Origin of the sequence: Wandonia haliotis, from assembly GCF_039523435.1 — a bacterium.
GTDB classification, from domain to species: Bacteria; Bacteroidota; Bacteroidia; order Flavobacteriales_D; family Crocinitomicaceae; genus Wandonia; species Wandonia haliotis.
In genome coordinates, this window is the sequence record NZ_BAAAFH010000022.1 from 551,882 (window position 1) to 576,781 (window position 24,900).

Here is a 24,900-nt window from a genome sequence, read left to right on the forward strand (position 1 = left end):
TAATTGATAACCTGCTTTTTTATTACTTTATTCTCTTATCTATTAAACGTGCAAAGGACGACCTTCTGACGCATCCAAAGCAGCTTCCTTAATCGCTTCCGAGAAAGTTGGGTGTGGATGACAGATACGGGCAATATCTTCAGCCGAAGCCCGGTATTCCATTGCAGTTACAGCTTCCATAATAAGGTCTGCTGCACGTGGCGCTATCATGTGTACACCAAGAATTTCATCGGTCTCTTTGTCAGCAAGCACCTTGATCAGTCCCATGATATCCATACTTGCACGAGCTCGCCCAAGTGCTTTCATCGGGAAAGACCCTACTTTATATTCAATTCCTGCTGCCTTCAATTCCTCTTCAGTCTTACCAACTGCCGCAACTTCCGGCCAGGTATATACGACTCCCGGAATCAGGTTATAATTAAGGTGTGGCTTTTGTCCCGCTAACAATTCAGCAACAAAAACACCTTCTTCCTCTGCTTTATGCGCAAGCATTGCACCTCTTACAACATCTCCGATTGCATAAATTCCCGGTACATTTGTCTGAAGATGTTCATTTACTTCAACCTGACCGCGATCATTTAGTTTTACCCCTGCATTCTCAAGACCAAGACCTTGCGTATACGGTTTTCTTCCCACAGCAACAAGACAGTAATCTCCTTCAAATGTTACTTCGTTATCTTTTTTGTCCAAAGCAACAACCTTAACTCCTTTTCCGGTATTTTCTACTTTTTGTACGCGGTGTTGAAGATTAAACTTAAAACCTTCTTTCTTCAAGACCTTCGTCAACTCTTTTCCTAACGTACGATCCATAGTAGGAATAATGGAGTCTGCAAACTCAACCACTTCAATCTCCGCTCCCAAACGCGCATAAACAGACCCAAGTTCCAAACCAATAACACCTCCTCCAATGACAATCATTTTCTTAGGTATCTCATCTAATTTCAATGCTTCCGTTGAAGTAATGATCCGCTTTTTATCCGGCTCCATTCCCGGGAAGAAATTTGGCTTCGAACCGGTTGCAATGATCGCATATTTCGTTTCAACAGTAGTTTCTTTTCCTTCAGAATCTGTTACTTTTACATGATTCTTATCTACAAAAGATCCTACTCCCTGAAGAACATCAACTTTATTTTTGTCCATCAAAAACTTGATTCCGCCACTTGTCTGATCAACCACTTCTGATTTACGCTTGATCATTTGTGTCAGGTCAGCTTTAGGTTCTTCAATCACAATCCCGTGTTTTGCAAAATTGTGCTTTGCATTATGAAAATGCTCCGAAGAATCTAATAATGCTTTGGATGGAATACATCCTACATTCAGACATGTACCTCCCAGATTAGCATATTTTTCAATTATCGCCGTTTTCATTCCCAGCTGTGCACAACGGATAGCTGCGACATATCCTCCGGGTCCTGAACCTATTATGGTCACATCATATTTACTCATGTCTCAGTTTATTTGAATACTTACAAAGTTAATTTTTCTTTCGTATCTCAAAGAGATAACTATCACAAGTTAGCACTTTCCAGTAGTTTGTCATCAACCAGTTCGGGAAGCGTTACTTTTAGTCGTGGTTCAACTTCCATTGCTCGTTTAATAGCAAACATTGCATTTTCGTTACGCGCCCAGTTACGACGGGCAATTCCGTTATTCACATCCCAGTGGAGCATCATTTTAAGTCTTCTATCCGCTTCTTTTGAACCATCCAAAAGCATTCCGAAACCTCCGTTAATTACTTCTCCCCAACCTACTCCTCCACCGTTGTGGATAGAAACCCAGGTTGCACCACGGAAAGAGTCTCCGATAACATTCTGAATTGCCATATCTGCAGTAAATCGTGAGCCATCATAAATATTTGATGTTTCACGATAAGGAGAATCTGTCCCGGAAACATCGTGGTGATCTCTTCCGAGAACAACCGGTCCGATTTCTCCTGCAGCAATCGCATTATTAAACGCTTCTGCAATTTTCATTCTTCCTTCCGCATCAGCATATAAAATACGAGCCTGACTTCCTACAACCAGTTTATTCTCCTGCGCACCAACGATCCATTGGATATTATCCGACATTTGCTGCTGAATTTCTTTCGGTGACGCTGCTTTAATTTCTTCCATTACACGCAGTGCAATCTCATCGGTCTTTGCAAGGTCTTCCGGTTTCCCTGAAGCACATACCCAACGGAAAGGTCCAAACCCGAAATCAAAACACATGGGGCCTAATATATCCTGTACATAAGAAGGGTATTTGAAATCTATTCCATTCTCCGCCATCACATCGCCTCCTGCACGAGAAGCTTCCAAAAGAAATGCATTTCCATAGTCAAAGAAATACGTTCCTTTTGCCGCATGTGCATTTACAGCATCAGCATGTCTTCTTAAAGACTCCTGTACTTTTTCTTTGAATTTTTCAGGCTCAGCTGCCATCATTTCATTTGACTGCTCATAAGTCATTCCTGCAGGATAATACCCTCCTGCCCATGGATTATGTAACGAGGTCTGATCCGAACCTAAATCCACATATATGTTTTCTTTCAGGAACTTTTCCCAAACATCAACGACATTTCCTTTAAAAGCAATAGAAACAATTTCCTTGTTCTCTTTCGCTTTTCTCACCCGATCACATAATTCATCCAAATCACCTATTACTTCATCCACCCAACCTTGTGAATGTCGCGTAATAGTTGCTTTATCATTGACTTCTGCTGTAACCGAAATACAACCTGCTATATTTCCTGCTTTCGGTTGTGCCCCGGACATCCCACCCAGACCTGCAGTAAGAAACAGCTTTCCGGCAAGTCCTTCTCCGTTTTTCGCAATTTTTCTTCCGGCATTTAATACAGTAATCGTCGTTCCATGAACAATCCCCTGAGGTCCGATATACATGTACGACCCTGCTGTCATTTGTCCATACTGGGTTACTCCCAATGCATTAAAACGTTCCCAGTCATCCGGTTTTGAATAATTTGGAATCATCATTCCATTCGTCACCACAACACGGGGAGCATCTTTATGGGACGGAAACAATCCCATCGGGTGTCCTGAATACATTACCAAAGTCTGCTCGTCCGTCATCTCGGACAAGTATTTCATAGTTAATCTGTACTGCGCCCAATTCTGAAAAACAGCTCCGTTACCTCCATAAGTGATCAGTTCATCGGGGTGTTGCGCGACTGCGTGATCCAGGTTGTTTTGAATCATTAACATGATTGCTTTTGCCTGTTCAGAGTTACCGGGATACTCACTAATGTCTCTCGCATACATTTTGTATTGAGGCCGGTAGCGATACATATAGATACGACCATATGTATTTAATTCATCAAGAAAATCGTTAATCAACTCTGCATGCTGGTCTTTCGGAAAATAGCGCAATGCATTACGAACTGCCAGTTTTTTTTCTTCCGGAGTAAGTATTTCTTTTCGTTTGGGAGCGTGGTTAACCGTAGGGTCTACGGGTTGTTTTCCCGGTATTATTGTAGGTATTCCCTGTCGTATGTCCTGATGAAATTCTTCTAATGTCATTCTATTCGATTTTGTATCGGTTACAAAGTTAATAATCAAAAAAAGGTTCCCCTAACAGGAACCTTTTTTATTTTTATCTATCCAGACGATTTTAGCGAAGAACATTCAAGTGCCCGCTATATTCATACTTCTTATCCGTAGTGCGATCCACGGCTTTAATTTTCCAGATATAATTTCCTTCCGGAACCGGTTTACCACCATAGGTCCCATCCCATTCCGCCTCAGGATGATGTGATTCCCACATAATTTCTCCCCACCGGTTAAATACAACCAGTTCAAATCCCTGATCATCAATACCGTCGATATGAATTCTCCACTTCTCATTAAACTTATCGCCATCCGGTGTAAATGTATTGGGCACATACAGTAATATATCCGGAACAATCGCAATCAAATTGGCTGTCGAATCCGTACAACCATCCTCAGAGGTGATTTTCAAAGTCACAAGGTATTCTCCCGGTTTCTCCTCCGGAAATCTCACTTCCGGATTTTCTTCCATTGAAACAGCAGGCTCCCCTTCTTCAAATGTCCACTCATATTCATTGCTTAAATAAGACTGATTCGTAAAAACAGCTTCAGGGAATGTTACCTTGGGATTGAATGGAGACCATGCAAATTTTGCTATCGGATCTTCAAAAACAGTGAAGAATTTTTCTTTTTTCAATGTATCGCGACATCCTTCAGGTGAAACGACAATCAATCTTACATTATAGGATCCCGGTCTGTCTTCTTCCATGTGGATTACCGACTCATTCTCATAATAAGGTCCGTTTCCAAATTGCCAGAATAATTGATCCGAAAGACTTGGATCCGTTTCATTTTTAAACACAAAAGTTGCCGGAGGACACTGCTCTGCAATATCGACAGAAAAATCAACACCCGGAACCTCAGCCGCTGCAATACGTCCTGTTAATTCAATCTCAGGTGTTGTACAACCATCTGAAATGGTTACTGTGTAGTCCGAAGTTTCTCTAATCTCAATTGATAATACTTGTGATGCCCCAACCACCATTCCGTCAGAATCTTTCCATTCATACGAATACGGACCACCGTTTCCACCGGAAACATTCAGTACCCTTAATGTCCCTATCTGTGTAGGACAAACCGTATCATTAGGTGAAATTGTGGCAGAAAGCGGAGGATAAAGATCGATAAATACAGTATCCCTTTCCGAAACACAATTAAACTCATTTTCTGCATAAACAGTATATTCCCCCGGTGTTGTCGGTGAAATAGATTGACTACCTCCTAAATCAGAAGTATGCCCCCAGTGAAATTCAAAAACCGATCCTCCGGTTGCTGATGCAGAAATAGTGGTTGTTCCATCAATACATATAATTTCGTCCTGACTTAACGAAATAACAGGAGTCGGAGATATATTAACTGTAACCGTCTCTGTAACCGAGCATCCGTCACTATTCGTTGCTGTAACGGTATAAACAGTTGTGGATGTAGGAGATACGGTATGTGAACTTCCAGCTCCCAGGCCATTATCCCAAACATACGTTGCCCCTCCGGAAGAAGTAATAACTGAAGCTGAGATAACTGCAGTTTCCCCCTGACAAATTGTTGTTTCACTTCCCTGACCATCTACATCAACCGTAACAGTAGCTTCCGGGAGCACTGTTATTGTTGTCTGATCAGAATCCGTACAAGGAGCTACACCAATCGTATAATTTATTGTATGCGTCCCTGATCCGGCTGCTGCAGGATTAAACATACCATCCGAAGAAACTCCCGGACCACTCCAGTTCCCTCCCATGTTACTAGCGACAAGCTGAAAAGGAGAATCACTTGTACATATAGGTCCTGAAACCGGACTTATTGTTGCATCAGGCGTTCCCGACTGAGCTCCTGGTAAAGGTCCTAACTCCAGCGTAAAAGAGTTACTTCCCGGAGTTGAAAAATTTTGTACGATAATCATAATCTCCTGTCCTGCAGTAACATTTGGGGCGGGAACACTTGATCCACAAGGGAATGCCGTACCGAACTGTACACACCCACCTGAGTTAGAGGCATAATTACAACCAATGGCATTCGAAGGATTAAGAATTGCATCACATGGTGACACTCCTGGCGGAATATTAAAAATGGCAACATCCACAAAACCGGAATTAGAACTTCCATCCACCAAAAGGTTTAATGGTCCTCCGGAAGTAATGTTCAATGTTATAAATCCGTAATCATGATTTCCGGCCATTCCTGTTGCACATCCTGCATTAGCAAAACTTCCACCGGCATACGGTCCTGTCGTCGGGAGGAAATCAAATGGCTGAGACTGTCCCTGTTGACAAACTGATGTCTCTACATTACACTGAGCATTCAGTAGTGTTGAGCAGAATAAAAGCGATAGCGCTACACTTATTTTCTTCATCATAACTATTCCTCCAAATCATATCTGTTAAAACTCATCCCATTGACTAAGAAAAGAAACGTCTCTTCTTTTTCTTCCTGTGTCACATCTTCACCGAATGAAAATATACAAACACCGTCTGCAATTGATAAGTCTGTAATTAGTAAACGATCACGGTTAGAATAGTTGATTAATCGTTGTTCCAAAGCCGGAATATATTCTATAGTATGTTCAAACTGATAGGTTTGTTCTGAAACTCTTGTAATAACAGCCTTAGCCTCCTGATCTGAAGAACCCTGAGAAAAAGAATGAAATGACATCAGCACAAAACAGGCTGTAATAAGAAAGTAGTTTTTCATAGTTCATTTGAAATAGATATTTCATAAACGTTATGAAACAGTAAAGGTTGCTTTATTATTTTATATTTTCAGATATCCTGTTAATTATTAAACACTACTGGTCTTTTTTTCGAGCAGTAATAACTTTTTTAAAGATAAATACCGGTAGAAGAGCAGCCAGCAAACCAACTAATGTTCCAACAAACACATCTGAGGGATAATGAACTCCCAGATACATTCTGCTATAAATCACAAGGATATGCGCCAACAAAAGCCCAATAACAAGTTGTCTGTTTCTATTCAAAACCAAAAGCGAGAATGCTATTAACATCCCAAAGTTGGCTGCATGTGATGACACAAAACCAAATTGCCCTCCCTTGTAGAAACTACCATCAGGAAATTTATGTAGGTGTAAGTAGTGTTGCAAGTCAAGATTATGTGAAGGTCTGTACCGTTCAAATACATTCTTAAAAAGGTGTACACTGGTTTGATCAGCAATTACCACTCCAAGTATTGCACAAACCAAAAACAGTGCTGCGCCCTTCCCTCCATACTGTCTATAGGCAAGATAAATAAGAAACAGGTACAGCGGGATCCATGTAAACTTTCCGCTGATTATCCACATACATGTATCCAGAAACGGTGTATGCCCGCTATTAATAAATAATAGTAATTGTTGGTCAATATGTTCCAACCATTCTATCATTATTTATGAAGTTCCTGCCAGATACAATCTTTTAGCTCTTCCAATCCCTGTTGAGCAACTGAAGAAATAAAAACATGAGGAATATTCTCAGGGATATCCGACTTCATTTGATCTTTCATGATGTCATCCAGCATATCTGCTTTAGAAATAGCAAGGATTCTTTGCTTATCCAGTAATTCCGGATTGTACATCCGCAGCTCATTTTCAAGAATCTCATACTCCTTCCGTATACTATCCGCATCAGCAGGGACAAGAAACAATAAAAGTGAATTACGCTCTATATGACGCAAAAACCGATGTCCTAATCCTTTTCCTTCATGAGCACCTTCTATGATCCCCGGAATATCAGCCATAATAAATGACTGGTGTCCTCTATATGCTACGATTCCCAGATTAGGTGTCAACGTCGTAAACGGATAGTCAGCAATTTCCGGCTTTGCAGCTGATAACACAGACAGTAAAGTACTTTTTCCGGCATTCGGAAAACCGACGAGACCTACATCGGCAAGTACTTTTAGCTCAAGAATAATCCATCCTTCCCTGTGATCCTCACCCGGTTGTGCATATTCAGGAGTACGGTTCGTAGATGTTTTGAAGTGATTATTTCCTAATCCACCTCGTCCACCACGCATTACAATCTTCTCTTCTCCTTCTTCGGTAATCTCAAATAAGATTTCTCCCGTTTCACCATCCTTTGCAACAGTCCCCAAAGGAACATCCAAATAAACATCTTCCCCCTGGGAACCGGTTTTCAGGTTTCCTGATCCGGCATCACCATGACCTGCTTTAATATGTTTACGGTACTTGAGATGCAACAAGGTCCACATTTGCTTGTTCCCTTTCAATATAACGTGCCCTCCACGTCCTCCATCTCCTCCGTCAGGCCCTCCTTTAGGGATGTATTTCTCCCGCCTCATGTGACGGGATCCCGCGCCTCCTTTACCGGATTTACAGTGAATCCTGACGTAATCTACGAAATTGGTTGCCATCTCTACTACCCTCTATTTTGCAGCCTGATCTATTGCTGTGTACAAACGTTCTGAAATCTCATCAATGGAACCTACACCATCAACATTAACAAACTTATCCTGAGCCGCATAAAAATCCGCAACAACCGCAGTCTGGTCGTTATACACTTTGATTCGATTCCTGATGATACTCTCATCCTGATCATCAGCGCGTCCACTATCTTTTCCTCTTAAAAGCAAGCGTTTAACCAACTCATCTTCCGGAACAGCAAGTGCCACCATCAAATGTACTTCTGTCGATTTTTCTTTCAAAAAGGCAGACAAAGCTTCGGCTTGTGCTGTAGTTCTTGGGAAACCATCAAAAATAAACCCTTGTGCTTCAGGGTATTTTTCGACTTCACTTTCCAACATACCGATCGTTACCTCATCTGGGACTAATTGCCCTTTATCTATGTAACTTTTGGCCAGGGTTCCCAATTCTGTTCCCCCTTTAATATTTGCTCTGAAAATATCTCCGGTCGATAAGTGAACCAATTTATATTTGTTTACCAGTCTTTCTGATTGTGTTCCTTTCCCTGCTCCCGGAGGGCCAAATAATACTATATTCAACATATATTTGTTATTTTCTCAAAGTTAATCATTTATAACGTACAACTCAGGAAGCTCTCTCCCCAAATTGTTGTAATCCAGTCCATATCCAACCACAAAATCATTCGGAATTTCCAGTCCCGTATAATCCGGTTTTTGACTTCCCCGGAAAGCGTCCGGTTTGAATAATAAAGTGGCAACCTCAACAGAAGCAGGCCCCATTGCAGCTAATTCCTTCCGCAATACATCTACTGTCAATCCTGTATCTACAATATCTTCTACAAGAATAACATGTCTGTCTTTAAGCTCTGCTGAAATCCCTATCAGACGTGATAAATTGCCCGAAGAGGCAGTTCCTTCATAAGAGGATACTTTTACAAAGTGGATCTCCGGTCCGCAAGTTAGTGTTTTGACCAAATCAGAACAGAACATGAAAGCGCCATTCAAAACTCCAAGTACAATCGGTTGTTTTCCATTATACTTTTCATTTAAAGCCTCAGAAACACGCGAGACAGCCCAAGCTATCTCTTCTGCAGAAAGATAAGGTCTGAATTTTTTATCACCTAATTGAATAATCAAAACCTGAAATTTTAGCCACAAATGTACGATTTTCAATGGTAAGAAAGTACGCTTCTGTTAATTTAGAAGGATTTTCGAACGATCTACTCTCCGGAAAGGATGTTATTCATTTTTATTCTTCTCTTCCTCCATACGGAGTTTTTGTCCCGAATTTTCTCAGGTAACGGACAACGGTAAGAATCATGATTAACATAGTAACAAACCAGGAAACACGTCCCAAAATATCACCATACGTTGCGTAAATGGTTTGTTCAGCATTCAGATTCAATGTCTGTCTCAGAGCAATTTGTTCATCCCACCCGGATTTTTGTATCACATCTCCTCGCTGGTTGATAAACCCGGAAATTCCTGTATTGGCACTTCTGGCAACAGATCTTCTTGTTTCTATAGCCCTCAATCGTGAAAAATCAAAATGTTGTTTATAGCCCGGAGTGTCTTTCCACCACCCATCATTTGTTATTACAAACAAGATCTCTGCTCCTTCATTCACAAACTGTGATACAAAATCTCCATAAACCGATTCATAACATACCAAAGAAGCAAATTCAACCCCTTTTCCTTCTAATGTTACTGCTTTTTCTTCCACCCCCAAACTTCCACTGGCACCACCTAAATCCAGGGCAAAATTTTCAAGAAACGGAAACATGGATGCAAAAGGAATTTTCTCAACCCCCAACACCAGCTTAGATTTATGTACAAACCGAAGCGGATGATTTCTCCCCATGTGGACAGAAGTATTGTACGACTCATAAAATCTACCGTCTTTCATCAAGCGGGAAACGTATGAATTTTTAGTATCAAAGATCCGTACGGTAGAGGCACCTATTAACAAATCAGGACCATTCCAGGATTGCAATACACTATCCAGATATTCGTATATAATGGTTCTCGAAAAAGTAGCCTCGTCCAGTTCAAAAGGTATCGCTGTCTCAGGGGCCAAAACAAAATCAACTGAACTATCTATTACTTTGTTCGCACTGATTGTTATTCGATCCAATTGTTCCTGCCAACTTAGCATTTGCGGACCAAATTTCTCTACATAAGGATCAATATTCGGTTGAGTAACCACTATGTCCACTGGATTCTTTTTCTCATCATACGTAACATATCGGATGATGGAACCAACAATCGGAAGTAAAACAACCAGCGAAATTAATCCTCCCATCCTTTTTAAACCGCTCCACTCCTGTCTATGTACATACCTGTTACGAAGCAATTTATAGATCAAAAGATTAACAACCAACACCCATAATGTTCCCCCGGTAACACCTGTCCACTCGTACCACTGTACAAGAATCGGTGCATTGGCAAAAACATTTCCAAAACTTAACCAGGGCCAGGATAATTCCCAGTTAAAATGCTGGTATTCAAAAGCCATCCAAATAAATACAAAAGCAAGATATCCCTGATTTCTTCCTATATTTTTTTTGGCAAAATGAAATACCCAAAAGGCCAATGCCATCAGTAAGGAGTTTGCTAAAACAGCCATTATCGCTCCAATCGGATCAGCAAAATAAATCCACCAGGTTGTCAATAGATTATATACGAAAAATGCCAAATAACCTAGCCCCAGCATGCTCCAACCACTGCGTTTCTTTTCTGATAATCGATCTTCAGCAAGAAGAAGAGGGATCAATGCCACCAAAGCTACCAGATTCATTCCCCCGATATGTGGAAACGAAAGTGCCAGAAGCAGTCCGCTAAGAATTGCCAACCGAAAGTTTGAGGAAATTATTTTCGTTATCATGTAGCAAATGTAAGGAAAGCCACACAATAAACCCTTACTTTATCATGAAGTGATCATAAACTCATTTACAGGCTATTTTTGATAACCATCATTTTTTAGGGGTTACAGTTCCTGAACAAGAGGAAGCAATCGTTCGGTCGTTACATGCTCCATAATCACAATCTTATACCAATTCGGAGAATGATGATTGTCCGGAACCAGACCAAATCGCTGTGCTGTATCAGGTTTTACGTACCCAGCGCGAATTGTAACAATATTGCTGTATGGATTTCTGTAATATATAATCCCCATATCATCTAATTTTTTGCACAACCAGTCCGTACGGTTTTGTAAGATTAAAATCTTTTCATTATATCCAAACGGACCATACGTCATCAGAATCATCCAGATGGCTACAGCATTAGCTCCGGATCGGCTTCCTATCAATGTATAATCCTCTCCTTCCACATAACTGGCTTCTTTTGTATTCGTAAATTGAATCAAGCCTTTGCGACAAATGAATATTCCTGTACCATAAGGAGCCTGCAGCATTTTATGAGCATCCAATGTAACGGATGATACTTTTGGGTTTGAAAATGACAATTTCGTATCCTTATTGGTAAACGGATAATAAAATCCCCCATACGCCCCATCTACATGCAACTTATATGGCTCCTTCATTTCATCCAGCACCTCTGTGTAAGTATCTACAGAATCTACACTTCCAAACATGGTTGTCATCATATTTGCAACGACAATGAAGTGCGTTACTCCTTTTGATTTGAGACGCTCAACTGCCAACCTAACAGATACTGCTGAAATACTTCTGTCGTCTTCCTGCACTTCTACTTTTTCAATCTGAATAGAGAATACGTTAGCAGCTTTGTCCATCGAATAATGGCTATCTGTACTACAAATTATCCCTATATTCTCATTGGCTACTCCTGACTTTTGTTTAAAATAATTCCGGTAAATCCAGATTGCCTGCATATTTGCTTCTGTACCACCAGAAGCCACGTAACCATCCGAAGTATTTGATTCTGCTTTCAGAATATCAACAGCACAAACCTCTATTAATTCTTTTTCAATTTCCTGAGTCCCCTTAAAAAAGCTCTCTGACTTCCCTAATGTGTGGCACCCGATATGATTTGGATTTCGCACCAGGGTTGAAATAAAGGGGGCCTCTTTCAGGAAGGAAGCTCCCTGATAAAAAACCTGACTATCAAGATGGGATGCCGGAACGCCTAAAACAGATTGTTCATAATAGTTTACTGTGTTTTCCAGTGCTCCAAACACTCTGTTCTTTATTTCATCTGATGTCAATTTTCTCCACATAATTTAATTTTTCAGGCAAAGTTGGCGTTTTTACCGGGAGAAAAAATGTGTTTTATCAGTTTTCTCATTAAATACATGTCAGTTATTATCAACCTGATTTTTTACCTCTTATACCTGAAGCGCACCCAAAGAAGTACTCAACATATTCAACTTCCAGTCCGCTTTCTTTGAAAATACGAAGTACCTGCTCTGCATTTCCGAATTTCTCCGTATAAACTCCCAACATCTTATATTCATCGGAATTATTCAACAGCCATTTTCCGATAAAGGGAATAATCCGCTTCAGATACACCATGTAAAAAAACCGTAATCCCCTTGTCCTGGGTACGGACACATCAATAAAGGAAAACTCACCCTCTTCCTTAAGGATACGTTTCACTTCACTTGCTAAATCTCGCAGTTGTTTTTCTGAGAATGTTTTCAAACCAAATCCGGAAATTACATGTGAGGCAGAATTGTCAGGAATACTGTTCTCAAAAAGATTCTCTCTTAGTAAGCGAATATTCTTCTCATTAAATTGCTTTTTATTCCTTTCCGCTAACCTTATCATTCCCTCAGAGAAATCGAGTCCGACAATTTTTGTCTCATGGGGTGCTGTTTTATAGATATACTTCCAACACTCACCCATCCCACACATTAAATCAACTACAACGCCTGCATTAGATAAATCAATCTCTTTTAAAAATTGTCTTCTCCAGCGATTACTAAAACCAAACGACGTTATCGTGTTCATTCCTGAATACGTCTTACTCATCTTATCAAACAGATCTTGTACAAAAACCGTCTCGTATATATCATCCGGAACAATCATATTTGTTTTTTCTCTACAAGAGTAGAAAAATTCCTTTCTAAAAACTAAAAAAATGTTTTTTGATCTATTTACATTTTGGCAAAGATGTTGTTGAAGAAAACAAAAGTAATCTATGAATCAAACACCTATTATTTTGCTATCCTTTCTGTTCTTTATCAGTTCCTGTCTATCCGAAAAAGAGCCAGCGAATTGTTCCTCACGACAACAGAACATAAGCTTAGAGCAGCAATTAACCGGTGTTGGAAAGATCGGGCTTCATCCTGATTCTTTAGGAGAAGTATTTTACTACTTCCCTATTCCTGAAAGCGAAGAAAATTCTCACTCATTTTTTGCAAGAAGAATACACCCTCTGCTTTCTGGTGATACATTACTGTTTTCTTCACTATTTTTATTCAAACTCATGCCTGATAGCTCCCAAACCATCCAACAAGATACAGTAGCCTACAGAATAAAACGATTGTCCTCTCATCTTTTTCAACTAGAAAAGGTTTCGACGTCAGATGTATTTCCCGCACGATTATACTTTCAACATTACACCAATCAACTTCCTGAATCCTTTCTCTATTTTCGATTAGACATTACTTTCAGAAGGAAAAAGATAGATATTGAACTTACCGATACCAATTTTATCAAAATTCTTACCTCTTCTAATAGGGACTCTTCGCTAATCATTACAATAGGCTTACATGACAAACTATTTATTCATCAATATATCAATGCGTTGATTGATGTACGAAACAGTGCTACTGAATCAGGGATTATCTGTACACATGGGGATCGAGAGAGCCAAACCCTCGTATATCAGGATACAATTTTCGAATATAATCATTTACAATTTCTGAAATTATCCAGTTCTGTCTTACGTGATTATTTCTTCTACTCTATCCCTGATCATAAGTCAGTTCCGCTTCGTTCAAAAGATCCATCGTATTCTACCCGATTTACTCCTTACCGGAATCTTCCTCAGGGAAATGCATTATCCATTGAATCACCTCCTCCCCCTGATTAAAAAACCACACCTTATTCATCACTTTTTCCTATTTTAGATGTTTAGTTCGATAGACTTTTATTTTTATGGTACTACACTATTTTTCTATTTGTCTTTTCTTCATGCTGGGTACTTCTATTTCAGTAAGTAGTCAGGAAAGTTGGTCACAGGAAAAAACGATTGATAATATTCGTGCTTATTCCCGCATGAAAAGTGGAAAAGATTATTATGAATACAGAACTGTGTTTACCGTTAAGTCTTCTTTCCGGGGAGCAGTCGATCTCGTCTTTGACATTGCAAACTTTAAAAACTGGCTTCCCAACTGTGTTGAATCAAAAGTAATTCGCAAAGTCAGCGGCACTGTATTACTCGGCTATACAGTAACCGAAGCTCCCTGGCCGGCTTCTGACAGAGACGCTGCCTTCATTGTAACAAAACGCAAAGAAAAAGAGAATTGTTATTCGATTACAATGGAAGGAAAAGCTAACGACTACCCTTTACAAAAGGGGAAAGTACGTGTTCATGACTATCATGCTGTCTGGAAAATCACAGAATTAGCTCCGGATAATCTGGAAATAGAATATATCGCTTCTTTCAACCCGGGAAAGGGTGCCCCCAATTGGATGATCAAAAATTCGGTTATCGAAGCCCGGATTAAATCTTCTCAAAATTTGATAAAGGAGCTAAAAAAGAGAGAAGATTCGTAAATAAACTTACCTATCCATCAAAGACAAACAATGTTACAACTTAAAACAAAACGGCTTCTGCTCAGACCTGTACAGCTGAAAGACAAAGATGCTATTTTCACTTATCGTTCTGATAATGTTACTAACCAGCACCAGGGATGGATTCCCAAAACACCGGATGAAGTAAAAATCTTTATCCTTAAAACTCAAAAAGAGATCAATCAACCGGAAACCTGGTACCAACTGGTGATCATCGACAACGATACACATAAGGTGATTGGTGATTTGGGGCTTCATTTTTTCGGAAAAGAAAATAAACAGGTCGAGATAGGCTGTACATTACACCGTGACTTTCAGCAGAACGGTTACGCAACAGAAGCCTTGCAAAAAATACTTACTTACCTTTTTGTATCACTTAATAAGCATAGAATCATTGCTTCAATAGATCCGGCGAATAAAAAAGCAGAACAGTTAGTAACGCGTCTCGGATTTCGAAAAGAAGCACACTTCAGACAAAGTTTGTGGCTACATGGAAAATGGGTGGATGACGTTATCTACGCCCTACTTCATCAGGACTGGAAAACTAGTAATCAAAATGATCTTTGAGGCATCAATCAGTGGTATCCAGTTGTTTATTATCTGGATGTGACTATTTTTCTCAAATAAAAGAAGTATATTGGCACCCGAAAATTTAACTGAAAACAAATTCAACAATACGTTTTAACAATTAATCATGTTACTACTTCTGTTGGAATAATAAGCAAAAAATGAAAAAGAACCTGGTACTGATTTTTACAATCGCAATCGGACATATTTTTACCTCTTGTGTTAATGAAAATTCCGGTAATACAACAAGTGAAAATGTAAAAGAAGCTCAGGAGGAAATATCGTTTAATCCTGTATCCATCAATAATGAATATGAAATCAGTGTTCCTGATTACATGACTCCCGCCAAAGACCTGAACGCAGAAGCATCTTTACAATATCAGAATATCTATAAAGAAACCTATGTCATTATCATTGATGAATCGAAAGAGGACTTTGTAACTGCTTTTCGGGAATTAGGTGAATATGATGATTCGATGTCAACAATAGAGAATTATCGCAAAACTCAGCTTCTGTTTCTCATGGAAGGAATTAACCTAAAAAAACAAACAAAACCTAAAAATTTAACGATTAACGGTTTGAATGCTGAATATGTTGAATTGGACGGCATACCTGAAGGTTTAGATTTAGATATTTCCTATTTCTTCACTTTTATTGAAGGAAAAAATAAATTATATATGGTAATGGCCTGGACACTTGGCGACAGAAAAATGAAGTACAAATCAATGTTTGAACAACTATCCCAGTCCTTCAGGCTTCTGGATTAAAGAGTATTTTCCTACTATCTTCCCGTTAGCAAATAGCATTTCACTACTTTGGTTATAAAGTACTGTTAATTTAATAGATAACGCTATTGATTCTATTGATCCGATTAGTTTCCTTAAGAACTAATTAATTCATAATGAATAGAAACCCAAATAAAAACATTCTGTATATTTGGGTTTACTTTTTATATATTTACCTTTAACTAACATTAAATGATTACTATGAAACCATTAACTACTACCAGTAGAATACTCTTTCTACTGCTTTTTTTAATCCCTGGTATTTCGTTACATGCCCAATTGAGTGGATTTCACCTCGCAAATTTTGAAGAAGAGCAATTTCCGCCTATCGGATGGACAAGCCAAAGTATTATCGGAGATGCTGTATGGGAAAGATCAACTGATGAAAGTTACGATGGAACAGCCAGTGCCTATATGTCGTATGATTATCCCGACGGAGAAGATTGGTTGATTTCACCACAGTTCAGCGTAAATACGAACGACTCTCTTATTTTCTATTTAGCTACTGATTTTTCGGGGTATACTCCTGATTCATTAGTGATTCGTGTTTCTACTACGGACGCACTAATCCCTTCATTTACACAAAGTATTTTAAAGTACGAGGAAGGCGTTAACTATCCCTCTTCCGGTGGTGTGTGGCAAAGATGTGCGGTTTCATTAACCCCATTTGCAGGACAGGATATATACATCGCATTCAGTCATTATAATGAAGATGGTGATGGGATTTATATTGATCAGGTAACCATTGGTCAACTTCCTGTATTGGATGCACGGACTAATACACTTACCTCGCCATCCAGATTCGTTATCGGAACAAACTATAATCCTTCAGCAACTGTAACCAATATGAGTCAGACCTCTCAAGACTTTAATGTAACAATAGAAATTGAAGGTGGATATATTTCTACTATTCCTAGTGGAAGTCTTGCTTCTCTCGAAGTTACAGAGATTACGTTTACAGCATATACTCCAACAACATCAGGCATCACCCAGGGTAAAGTGTACACTCAATTAGCAGGAGATGAAAACAACCTTAATGACACGCTTTATTTTACGATTAACGTTTTAGATACTTTCCCCAATTATGGTTGGCAGGCACAAACATCACTTCCTACTCCAATTTGGGGTGGAGCCTCTGCTTTTCTGAAGTCTTGTGAAGGAGATACTGACACAGGATATCTATATTCTATTGCTGGTAATGATGGTGCAGGAACAACTCTTTCAACTGTATACAGATATAACACCACAACAGATACCTGGACATCTGTAAGTAACCTACCAGCAACAAAACAACAATTGAGTGCTGCTGTTATTCAGAATAAAATATATGTTCCAGGTGGATATACGCTATCATTTTCACCAAGCGTCAGCAGTCATGTATACGACCCTGCGACTGATACATGGAGTCCAATTGCAGACTTACTTCAGGCAACCGGAGATTATGCCATAGGTACTTATGCGGACAGTTTGCTCTATATAGTAGGTGGTTACGATGGTTCTGTAGATATTGCAGATGTACAAATCTACAATGTAAATACAGATAGTTGGGCAACGGGAACGCCTTTCCCAGGAACATTGAGTGCTGGTTTACGCATGGGTATTGCAGATGGAACAATTGTTTTGGTCGGTGGTTACAATCAAGACTTGGGGCAGCAAGATCAGGCATGGATTGGAGAGATTGACAATAATGATCCTTATTCCATTACATGGACTCAACTTTCAGATGGTTACCCAGCAGGAACTACAGGACGTTTTGCCGCCGGTACATCTACAATGAATGACGGAAAAGTATACTTTACCTCAGGAGACCCTGATGGAAACGGATCAAGTGCCCTTTCTTCTACATATGCTTACAATGTAAGGACACAACAATGGGAAGGTGGTCCTGCAAAATTAACCGGGGTAAGTAACGTTTCCAACTTCACACCTTACATACAAAATGATAGTTTATATATGGCTGTATTAGGTGGATATGACGGCGTAAACTTTGCTTCCGCATTTGAAAGCATCAATCTTGGTCGCTATACAACAACAACCAATGACGCCCTGATTGTTACAAGTGAAACAACAATATGTGAAGGTGAAAGCATTGATTTATCCATTTCAACTCAAAATATGGACGGTTTGACCTGGTCTCCATCTTCCCTATTTACGGATCCTACAGTAGGTAATTCTACAATTACACCAAGTGAAGATGTAAGAATCAAATTAAATCAGGTCACTTATTACGGATGTCCAATTCTAGACAGTATTGACATAACTGTACATCCAATTCCGGACGTTACTTTAACAGCGGCATTTGAATCAATTTGTGACTATAATGCTCCGATTACACTTACAGAGGGAACACCTTCTGGAGGAGTCTATAGTGGTCCGGGAATTACTGGTGATAGTTTTGATCCATCTGTAGCAGGAGCAGGAACCCATACGATTGTCTACACTTATACAGATGGAAATGGATGTTCCAATTCCACTGATGCTCCTATTAACGTTTCAGAATGTCTTGGGATCAATGATCCGGAATTAGCGGGCATCAACGTGTATCCGAATCCGGCTTCTGATTTTATTATGGTAAATGCTGATATGACAATAGAAAAGATTGAAATTTATCAGATGAATGGAAGCATTGTTATGCGTACAGACTCAGCTTCACTTTCTACAAAAGTAAATCTCGACACATTGTCTCCAGGACTTTATATGTTACATATTTATGTTGAGGGGAAAGTATATCCTTACAAAATCAGTAAACAATAACGAGTATAAATAAACAAAAAAGCAGTGGTTTTAAATCACTGCTTTTTTGTTTTCTATCAATTATTTGATGCACTAATAATATCCCAACCCAGCTTCTTAGTTCCTTTAAATCCATTGGTTTTGATTTTATAACGTTTAGAACTACCTGCGGGAAAAAACTCATAAATGGTATGTCTCTCCGTTCCAAGCAAAGTATTCGTTTTACTATAATACCTCACCTCCAAAACAACGTCCTTGTAGGTAGCAATTTTAGCAGAATTCAGAATACTCCCTTCCAAAACCCATTCTCCTAACAAATTTTTCCTGTATGTTCCATCATCCGTTAAAAAACGTAGTGGACTCGTCTTTTCCTGATCCTCCAATGTCACTTTTGTTTCCTGATATGAAACTTCTTCATTAGAATACATTGATGATGAAGACTCTGAACCACAACTCATAAAAGTTGACACTAATACTAGTGAAACAACAAAATATACTTTTTTCATATATAAATTATTTAGTTGAAATACTAACTATTGAGAAATCAAATAAATTTCCATTTTTTCATCTAAATAGCTACTGCTTTTGACTGACTTTGGTTTAGTTAATTTACAGATGATAAATATATTAACTTTTATGACATTCTATTCATTAGCTGAAAAACAGATTATATCTTTTAGCTTCTTTCATTCCCTATATCACCCCATACAAGATGCTACAACTATTACACCCGCTATCACTTCCGGTATTACTACTATTTAGTTCGTCAAAAATTGTATTGAACAGCATTTCATAAGATTCAAAAGCTATCCAGGTCATAAAATCGTAACTCCCTACTGATCGCTGAAGATCTTCTTTCAATTGGTAACTGATCTTTTGTAAAACTTTTGATCTCGCCTTCTCTAAAAGGAAAATATTGCCCCCAATTGTAGACACATCTGACCTTCCTTTTCCTGTGACATTCAAAATACTATCTGCCAAAGAAACATCAACCCTGCCTAAAGTTTGTAATAAGCTCTCTTTTTCGGATCTCCCTCTATCTGATAGGTTTAGTCGGGTGAAAAATATAGCAAATCGACTGCTTACAAAGAAATGCTTCATCTCCTCCCTCTTAAGGAAATTGTTCTGAATATACTTCTTTTCAGAGCCAGCATTTTGAATCCCCATTGAAATCAAATGTTGGAATAAAATTCTTATTGACTTACTTTTATAGTAGGGGCTTAAATAGATCATTTCATGAGGCAAAGGTTTATAATGCGTAAATTCTCTACCAACACGGACATAGTTATATACTTTTGCTTTTTCTCCCCTACTCTCGTTTTTGTGTTCTGTATTCATTTCTAATACACGTTTAAACAGTAAATCCATTAAAGTGTACTTCATTAATTCCTTGAGTCCTACATCCGCTTCTTTCAGAATAAAGTATGTTTCTGCCGGTGTATATTTTGAGAGAATTTCTATCATAGTCTTTTACGCTTCAGCTTTGGAATTACCCAATTACGATGGAGATTAATTCGAGCAAACCTAATTTCACTAAACCTGATTTCCTCCGAAGGCCAAATATCTTCCGGAGGAGGCTCAGAGAACACTTCTTGATACTTCTTTTTGGTCCGGATATAATAGTCTCTATGCTTCTCTTTCTCTTGTTTACCTCCTTTTGTAGGGCCGTGATGAATATCTCTTCCAAGAGTTTCTTTGCAAAAGCCAATCCAATACGATTGGGTATACAACAAATGTAAATGCCATGCCTGATCAACCGAATCAGAAGGCGTCATGGGCTGATCTGAGATACAAATAAGGTAAATGAATCGTTTATACTCAAATAGTACCCGCAGGGTAAATTCCAGAGTCCAGTTATTTTCCCTTGCCAATCTCTGACTAAAAGTAAACTCCGAATCAAGATCATCAAACTCAAACTGGTTGATTCTTTCCCAAAGCTCCCGCTTTGATTCTATGTGTTTTGAGAGAATCATTTAAAAGTCATCCGGGAATTTTCCTCCACTCTTATTCCAGGCATAATAAAAATAACTTCAGAGTAGTGATTTTTTATCCAGGTAGAATTCAAATCAATTCGTATGCTTTCTTTCTCAACAACTTCAAACTCATCTACATTTATCTCAAGACTCTCCGATTCCTCGTTTATTTTATCTGCAAGAAACTCTTTATCATACAGTAACTCTTTATAAATAAGCATATCATCTCCTTTTTCTTCTGAACTTATCACCATCACTGCGGGGAAATCAGTGTCTCCAAAACTCCCCATTGCATTAAGATCATTGACCATCATACTCTGCCTGTACTCGCCCTCAATCGGAAAGGAATACGAATATGCCTGTAGTAAATAGTTTACTCCATTCAATGCTGTTTGAATCATAGCAGAAGCCTGTTCTTTCATAAAAGGCCCCATCATTTCTTTCATCATTGAAAAATCCTCTTCACTCTTTCCCATTTGCTCCCCAATCAAACGAAGTGTTTGTAGCATAGTCTCCTCAATAAACTCCAGAAACGCTTTTTCATTCTGTACTTCATATGCCTCACCTGTCTCTTTATCAACAGAAACAACATATTCATAATTCTCAATACTGCTCTGAATTTCTTTCAGGATTGTCATTACTATATTCTCAACTGTTGAATTATCTTCTGACAAGTCCACATCAAAATCACTAAATAATTGCGAATACTTCAATGAAAAATAATCTTCTGTCCCTATTACTTCCATTTTATACTTTACTTCAGTATTTGTACGGGAAAAGACAGTATCTCCTACATATACTACAGACTCTGATTTCACATGGACAATTTTACTATCCCCAACCGACCAATCCGGCAGAATCTGGTACAATTCTGCTTCCTGACCAAAGGATAAAAATGAAATCAGCAAAGAAATCTGGAAGATGAAATTAATTTTCATAGTTATAATAAAAGATAATGGTATCGGGTTTTGTTTCTCTTCATTCGAATTTGCCTGCAAAAATAACAATTAGTTATTCCCTAAATCAGAAAAATCAGTGAGTAACTAATTTCAACCCTACAATAGAGGCAATTAGAGTGACAATAAAAAAGACTCTCCAAAAGTCAGCCGGCTCATTGAAAAAGAAAATTCCGGCTAGTACTGTTCCTACAGCACCGATTCCGGTCCAAACAGCGTATGCTGTACCTATGGGAAGAGTTTGCGTTGCTTTTATAAGCAAAAGCATACTTGCAATCAGAAATACGAAAAACCCCACATACCACTTCCAGTGATCAGCAGGATCAGTAACTTTAATTTTCCCCAGACAAAAAGCGAATGCAACTTCAAAAAGTCCTGCCAATACTAAGAGTATCCAATTCATTTTTTCCTTTTTTGTTTTAAAACTACTTCAGTGGTTTTATCAATTTAAGACGATCAAAATGACGGATTATCAACAACATGATGACAATTAATGCAGATGTTTCTATCTGAGAAAACATGGTAGCAACTTCTGAAAAACTATTGACACGCCCGATAAGTGTCTTCGTTTCTTCTAATTGAATTTCACTCATTTCCCGAATAAGTATTGACGCTTCATCAAGAGAAACAAGAACTGCTTTCTCATCTTCCGATTGACAAGCATGTAACAATCTTACCTGAACATGGGTTAGTTCCTCCAAAAATTCACGCTCTTCAACAGTCATTTCTGTTGTCGAATAGCGTTTACTAATCATTTTCATTTCATTTACAGCCTCCGATATTAGAAGCCGCTTCTCTGACTCAGAAACCGAAGGGGTTAAAATTGTTTTGGAGACATCCAATAATAAGAGGCTATAATACGTCAGGTCAACACCTACATTCAAACGATCTTTATATATTTCTGAGGAAATATCTGAAATCTGCTCATTCCGGTATTGCTCGTACAAATTACTTAATAAAGTTTGTGAAATCAATACGACAATCAGCACATAGTATACTTTTACCGGAATTTTATTCAGAATATTCATGACCAGTCTTTATTTACCCGCGCTGCTTGTTTAACTTCTAAAATAGTAATTTGTTTCTCTCCTCCCGGAAAAACCCAGTTAATTTCGGATCCCACCCGATAACCTATAACTGCTACTCCTAATGGCGAAAGGATTGAGATTTTCTTTTCTTTCAGATCTGCTTCTTTAGGTAAAACCAGTTGGTAACTTACCTGAAGTGAAGAAGATTTTTCTTTCATCATGAAAGTGGATTGTAACTGAATAACCGAATTGTCTATCACTTCGTCATCGACGATATCCGCTTTACCCAGTTCCACTTTCAATTTCTGAATATGAATTGTATTCGATTCGGGAGTTAATCGCTCCAGAATGTTTGTGATTGTTTCTAAATCAGATTTCTTTATTACCAATGTTTTTTCCATGATTGCCTTTTTACCGGAACTATTGCTGTCCCATTTTTTCTACCCGGCTTCGTAGTTTATGATCCGGATAGTAAATGTCTTTAAAACTACGGTTAGAGTTGTGTGAAAGTCGACGGAAGAAAGAACGCGCATCGATCTCAGACAAACTTCGATACCCGCATGCTCCGACAAATTCCGCTAATGCTTTCATTGTATTCGTATGGAAATTAGCTACTCTGACACTTTTATCTGTAATATCCAATCCCTTATAAAAGGATTTATCCTGTGTCGCCACACCAACCGGACATTTTCCGCTATCACACTGTAATGCCTGAATACACCCCAGAGCAAACATCATCCCTCTGGCACTGTAAACAGCATCTGCACCAAGTGCAATATTTCTGGCAATATCAAATGCAGTGATCACCTTCCCGGAAGCTATAACCTTCACTTTTCTTCGTAAACCATGATCAATCAGAACCTGGTTTACAAATACAAGTGCATCCGAAAGAGCCATCCCCATATAGTCAATAAACTCAAGTGGTGCTGCTCCTGTTCCTCCTTCTGCTCCATCAATCACAATAAAGTCCGGAACAATTCCTGTTACATTCATTGCTGCAACAATCTCTTCAAACTCCTCTTTCCTTCCTATACAAATTTTAAAACCTACAGGTTTCCCATCAGAAAGCTGACGTAGCCTGTTAATAAACCACATCATTTCAGTTGCGTTGGAAAATGCTGAGTGACCGGCAGGAGAATGGACCGTTGTATACGGTTCTATATTTCTGATTTTTGCAATTTCTTCTGTATTCTTATGTGCCGGAAGAAGTCCTCCATGCCCTGGTTTAGCTCCTTGCGAAAGCTTAATTTCGATCATCTTCACATTCTCTAGTAATGCTTTCTCACGAAACAGGTCTTCGTCAAAATGTCCGTTTTTATCGCGACATCCAAAGTATCCGGTTCCTATCTGCCAGATAAGATCGCCTCCTAACAAGTGGAATTCACTAATTCCTCCTTCTCCCGTGTTGTGTGCAAAACCAGCCAGAGATGCGCCTTTATTCAGCGCACTGACAGCTGATTTACTGAGCGCTCCGTAACTCATTGCGCTAATATTCATAATACTTGCGCTATACGGATACTTACACTGATCGTTTCCTATAGTGATTCGAAAAGAGGAAAAATCAGCCTGTTTGGGATAAACACTATGTGCCGCCCATTCGTAACCAATTCGTTGCGGATCATCCTGCATTCCAAATGAAATTGTCTGCTTTTCATTCTTTGCCCGCTGATAAACAATAGATCGCTGACGTCTGTTAAACGGTTTACCATCTAACTCTCCTTCGAAAAAGTACTGTCTGAACTCCGGACGAAACGCTTCAAACATATATCTGGCGTGTCCTATCAATGGAAAATTTTTCAAAAGCGTATGCCTTGACTGTATCGAGTCATATACTGCAAGCATGGCCGGTAAAGCCGTTAACAATAACCACCAGTAACTTATCATGTCCAACATTGCAAGACTTAGTAGAAGCGTGTTTACAGACAAAATAATAGCCCATATCAATACAAACGGTTTCACCGTTACAATCAACTTTTTACGTTTCATTTTTATACTAAAAAAAGATTAATACCCTAATCAGAAATAACCGGGTAGTTTATGGTTACCTCCTAACTCTTCAATAAAGTCAGGAGGAAAGGTTTACAAAAGCTTTGTTGTGGGTAATCAATAGCATAGCAGATACAAAACCCGCTTGGTTTCGCCCTGAAAATACTGTGCTATTTTGGTCTAACCCCATTTTAAAATTACCAATTCAATACAAAGATAGGTCTTATTTCAATACAT

General features: G+C 38.8%; 24 protein-coding genes. 5 read left to right on the forward strand and 19 right to left on the reverse strand.

What is annotated here, in order from left to right:
* Positions 1-42 precede the first annotated feature (42 nt).
* The 11 genes from lpdA to ABDZ97_RS15195 all read right to left on the reverse strand — a co-directional run bounded on the left by lpdA (position 43) and on the right by ABDZ97_RS15195 (position 12,922).
* Positions 43-1,446, reverse strand: coding sequence for a dihydrolipoyl dehydrogenase (gene lpdA, locus ABDZ97_RS15145; protein ID WP_343789607.1), 1,404 nt, complete (start codon positions 1,444-1,446; stop codon positions 43-45).
* 62 nt (positions 1,447-1,508) lie between these two features.
* Positions 1,509-3,518 carry a urocanate hydratase gene (locus tag ABDZ97_RS15150; RefSeq protein WP_343789610.1) on the reverse strand — a complete coding sequence of 670 codons (2,010 nt, stop codon included), beginning with the start codon at positions 3,516-3,518 and terminating at the stop codon, positions 1,509-1,511.
* Positions 3,519-3,609: 91 nt separating this feature from the next.
* On the reverse strand, positions 3,610-5,895 hold the full coding sequence (locus ABDZ97_RS15155) for a T9SS type B sorting domain-containing protein (RefSeq protein ID WP_343789613.1): 2,286 nt from the start codon (positions 5,893-5,895) through the stop codon (positions 3,610-3,612).
* A gap of 2 nt (positions 5,896-5,897) precedes the next feature.
* Positions 5,898-6,230, reverse strand: coding sequence for a hypothetical protein (locus ABDZ97_RS15160; protein ID WP_343789616.1), 333 nt, complete (start codon positions 6,228-6,230; stop codon positions 5,898-5,900).
* 94 nt (positions 6,231-6,324) lie between these two features.
* A complete protein-coding gene (locus ABDZ97_RS15165) occupies positions 6,325-6,915 on the reverse strand; it encodes a phosphatase PAP2 family protein (RefSeq protein WP_343789619.1) in 591 nt (196 codons plus the stop codon).
* A complete protein-coding gene (gene obgE, locus ABDZ97_RS15170; protein ID WP_343789622.1) occupies positions 6,915-7,904 on the reverse strand; it encodes a GTPase ObgE in 990 nt (329 codons plus the stop codon). Before obgE ends, ABDZ97_RS15165 begins: the two co-directional genes overlap by 1 nt.
* A 12-nt stretch (positions 7,905-7,916) precedes the next feature.
* Positions 7,917-8,495: an adenylate kinase gene (locus tag ABDZ97_RS15175; protein WP_343789625.1), complete on the reverse strand. Its 579-nt coding sequence runs from the start codon at positions 8,493-8,495 to the stop codon at positions 7,917-7,919.
* 21 nt (positions 8,496-8,516) lie between these two features.
* Entirely contained in the window at positions 8,517-9,050 is a 534-nt protein-coding gene (gene hpt, locus ABDZ97_RS15180; protein WP_343789629.1) for a hypoxanthine phosphoribosyltransferase, read from the reverse strand.
* 112 nt (positions 9,051-9,162) lie between these two features.
* The gene (gene lnt, locus ABDZ97_RS15185) at positions 9,163-10,797 is read right to left on the reverse strand and encodes an apolipoprotein N-acyltransferase (protein ID WP_343789632.1); all 1,635 of its coding nucleotides are present in this window, start codon (positions 10,795-10,797) and stop codon (positions 9,163-9,165) included.
* Positions 10,798-10,899: 102 nt separating this feature from the next.
* Positions 10,900-12,111: a pyridoxal phosphate-dependent decarboxylase family protein gene (locus ABDZ97_RS15190; protein WP_343789635.1), complete on the reverse strand. Its 1,212-nt coding sequence runs from the start codon at positions 12,109-12,111 to the stop codon at positions 10,900-10,902.
* An 88-nt stretch (positions 12,112-12,199) separates the two neighbouring features.
* On the reverse strand, positions 12,200-12,922 hold the full coding sequence (locus tag ABDZ97_RS15195) for a class I SAM-dependent methyltransferase (RefSeq protein WP_343789638.1): 723 nt from the start codon (positions 12,920-12,922) through the stop codon (positions 12,200-12,202).
* A gap of 112 nt (positions 12,923-13,034) precedes the next feature.
* Between ABDZ97_RS15195 and ABDZ97_RS15200 the strand changes: the two genes are divergently transcribed.
* The 5 genes from ABDZ97_RS15200 to ABDZ97_RS15220 all read left to right on the forward strand — a co-directional run bounded on the left by ABDZ97_RS15200 (position 13,035) and on the right by ABDZ97_RS15220 (position 18,741).
* Positions 13,035-13,931 carry a hypothetical protein gene (locus ABDZ97_RS15200; protein WP_343789641.1) on the forward strand — a complete coding sequence of 299 codons (897 nt, stop codon included), beginning with the start codon at positions 13,035-13,037 and terminating at the stop codon, positions 13,929-13,931.
* A gap of 65 nt (positions 13,932-13,996) precedes the next feature.
* The gene (locus tag ABDZ97_RS15205; protein ID WP_343789644.1) at positions 13,997-14,617 is read left to right on the forward strand and encodes an START domain-containing protein; all 621 of its coding nucleotides are present in this window, start codon (positions 13,997-13,999) and stop codon (positions 14,615-14,617) included.
* Between the two features lie 30 nt (positions 14,618-14,647).
* Positions 14,648-15,202 (forward strand): GNAT family N-acetyltransferase, encoded by a 555-nt coding sequence (locus ABDZ97_RS15210; protein WP_343789647.1) that lies wholly within the window; start codon positions 14,648-14,650, stop codon positions 15,200-15,202.
* Between the two features lie 161 nt (positions 15,203-15,363).
* Positions 15,364-15,969 (forward strand): hypothetical protein, encoded by a 606-nt coding sequence (locus ABDZ97_RS15215; protein WP_343789650.1) that lies wholly within the window; start codon positions 15,364-15,366, stop codon positions 15,967-15,969.
* A 219-nt stretch (positions 15,970-16,188) separates the two neighbouring features.
* A complete protein-coding gene (locus ABDZ97_RS15220) occupies positions 16,189-18,741 on the forward strand; it encodes a T9SS-dependent choice-of-anchor J family protein (RefSeq protein WP_343789653.1) in 2,553 nt (850 codons plus the stop codon).
* A gap of 56 nt (positions 18,742-18,797) precedes the next feature.
* On the opposite strand, the gene ABDZ97_RS15225 is transcribed toward ABDZ97_RS15220, so the two are convergent.
* The 8 genes from ABDZ97_RS15225 to ABDZ97_RS15260 form a co-directional block, all read right to left on the reverse strand.
* A complete protein-coding gene (locus tag ABDZ97_RS15225; protein WP_343789656.1) occupies positions 18,798-19,226 on the reverse strand; it encodes a hypothetical protein in 429 nt (142 codons plus the stop codon).
* Between the two features lie 187 nt (positions 19,227-19,413).
* On the reverse strand, positions 19,414-20,184 hold the full coding sequence (locus tag ABDZ97_RS15230) for a hypothetical protein (RefSeq protein ID WP_343789659.1): 771 nt from the start codon (positions 20,182-20,184) through the stop codon (positions 19,414-19,416).
* Complete coding sequence (locus tag ABDZ97_RS15235) at positions 20,181-20,693, reverse strand: glycine-rich domain-containing protein (RefSeq protein ID WP_343789663.1); 513 nt, start codon at positions 20,691-20,693, stop codon at positions 20,181-20,183. Before ABDZ97_RS15235 ends, ABDZ97_RS15230 begins: the two co-directional genes overlap by 4 nt.
* Entirely contained in the window at positions 20,690-21,631 is a 942-nt protein-coding gene (locus ABDZ97_RS15240) for a hypothetical protein (protein WP_343789666.1), read from the reverse strand. The genes ABDZ97_RS15235 and ABDZ97_RS15240 overlap by 4 nt, the downstream gene beginning before the upstream one ends.
* Before the next feature lie 94 nt (positions 21,632-21,725).
* Positions 21,726-22,052, reverse strand: coding sequence for a DMT family transporter (locus ABDZ97_RS15245; protein WP_343789669.1), 327 nt, complete (start codon positions 22,050-22,052; stop codon positions 21,726-21,728).
* Positions 22,053-22,074: 22 nt separating this feature from the next.
* The gene (locus tag ABDZ97_RS15250; RefSeq protein WP_343789672.1) at positions 22,075-22,677 is read right to left on the reverse strand and encodes a hypothetical protein; all 603 of its coding nucleotides are present in this window, start codon (positions 22,675-22,677) and stop codon (positions 22,075-22,077) included.
* A complete protein-coding gene (locus ABDZ97_RS15255) occupies positions 22,674-23,078 on the reverse strand; it encodes a GreA/GreB family elongation factor (protein ID WP_343789675.1) in 405 nt (134 codons plus the stop codon). The genes ABDZ97_RS15250 and ABDZ97_RS15255 overlap by 4 nt, the downstream gene beginning before the upstream one ends.
* A gap of 19 nt (positions 23,079-23,097) precedes the next feature.
* Entirely contained in the window at positions 23,098-24,663 is a 1,566-nt protein-coding gene (locus ABDZ97_RS15260) for an FMN-binding glutamate synthase family protein (RefSeq protein ID WP_343789678.1), read from the reverse strand.
* Between the last annotated feature and the right edge of the window lie 237 nt (positions 24,664-24,900).

What these genes read in the sequence shown, in the direction of transcription:
- ABDZ97_RS15195 (WP_343789638.1), bottom strand. Translation starts at nt 12,922, where the DNA reads ATGATTGTTCCGGATGATATATACGAGACGGTTTTTGTACAAGATCTG.
- ABDZ97_RS15165 (WP_343789619.1), bottom strand. Translation starts at nt 6,915, where the DNA reads ATGATAGAATGGTTGGAACATATTGACCAACAATTACTATTATTTATT.
- ABDZ97_RS15230 (WP_343789659.1), bottom strand. Translation starts at nt 20,184, where the DNA reads ATGATAGAAATTCTCTCAAAATATACACCGGCAGAAACATACTTTATT.
- ABDZ97_RS15240 (WP_343789666.1), bottom strand. Translation starts at nt 21,631, where the DNA reads ATGAAAATTAATTTCATCTTCCAGATTTCTTTGCTGATTTCATTTTTA.
- ABDZ97_RS15205 (WP_343789644.1), top strand. Translation starts at nt 13,997, where the DNA reads ATGGTACTACACTATTTTTCTATTTGTCTTTTCTTCATGCTGGGTACT.
- ABDZ97_RS15210 (WP_343789647.1), top strand. Translation starts at nt 14,648, where the DNA reads ATGTTACAACTTAAAACAAAACGGCTTCTGCTCAGACCTGTACAGCTG.
- ABDZ97_RS15190 (WP_343789635.1), bottom strand. Translation starts at nt 12,111, where the DNA reads ATGTGGAGAAAATTGACATCAGATGAAATAAAGAACAGAGTGTTTGGA.
- ABDZ97_RS15155 (WP_343789613.1), bottom strand. Translation starts at nt 5,895, where the DNA reads ATGATGAAGAAAATAAGTGTAGCGCTATCGCTTTTATTCTGCTCAACA.
- ABDZ97_RS15160 (WP_343789616.1), bottom strand. Translation starts at nt 6,230, where the DNA reads ATGAAAAACTACTTTCTTATTACAGCCTGTTTTGTGCTGATGTCATTT.
- ABDZ97_RS15150 (WP_343789610.1), bottom strand. Translation starts at nt 3,518, where the DNA reads ATGACATTAGAAGAATTTCATCAGGACATACGACAGGGAATACCTACA.
- ABDZ97_RS15260 (WP_343789678.1), bottom strand. Translation starts at nt 24,663, where the DNA reads ATGAAACGTAAAAAGTTGATTGTAACGGTGAAACCGTTTGTATTGATA.
- ABDZ97_RS15250 (WP_343789672.1), bottom strand. Translation starts at nt 22,677, where the DNA reads ATGAATATTCTGAATAAAATTCCGGTAAAAGTATACTATGTGCTGATT.
- ABDZ97_RS15255 (WP_343789675.1), bottom strand. Translation starts at nt 23,078, where the DNA reads ATGGAAAAAACATTGGTAATAAAGAAATCTGATTTAGAAACAATCACA.
- ABDZ97_RS15175 (WP_343789625.1), bottom strand. Translation starts at nt 8,495, where the DNA reads ATGTTGAATATAGTATTATTTGGCCCTCCGGGAGCAGGGAAAGGAACA.
- ABDZ97_RS15220 (WP_343789653.1), top strand. Translation starts at nt 16,189, where the DNA reads ATGAAACCATTAACTACTACCAGTAGAATACTCTTTCTACTGCTTTTT.
- ABDZ97_RS15245 (WP_343789669.1), bottom strand. Translation starts at nt 22,052, where the DNA reads ATGAATTGGATACTCTTAGTATTGGCAGGACTTTTTGAAGTTGCATTC.
- lnt (WP_343789632.1), bottom strand. Translation starts at nt 10,797, where the DNA reads ATGATAACGAAAATAATTTCCTCAAACTTTCGGTTGGCAATTCTTAGC.
- ABDZ97_RS15200 (WP_343789641.1), top strand. Translation starts at nt 13,035, where the DNA reads ATGAATCAAACACCTATTATTTTGCTATCCTTTCTGTTCTTTATCAGT.
- ABDZ97_RS15235 (WP_343789663.1), bottom strand. Translation starts at nt 20,693, where the DNA reads ATGATTCTCTCAAAACACATAGAATCAAAGCGGGAGCTTTGGGAAAGA.
- ABDZ97_RS15225 (WP_343789656.1), bottom strand. Translation starts at nt 19,226, where the DNA reads ATGAAAAAAGTATATTTTGTTGTTTCACTAGTATTAGTGTCAACTTTT.
- lpdA (WP_343789607.1), bottom strand. Translation starts at nt 1,446, where the DNA reads ATGAGTAAATATGATGTGACCATAATAGGTTCAGGACCCGGAGGATAT.
- ABDZ97_RS15215 (WP_343789650.1), top strand. Translation starts at nt 15,364, where the DNA reads ATGAAAAAGAACCTGGTACTGATTTTTACAATCGCAATCGGACATATT.
- obgE (WP_343789622.1), bottom strand. Translation starts at nt 7,904, where the DNA reads ATGGCAACCAATTTCGTAGATTACGTCAGGATTCACTGTAAATCCGGT.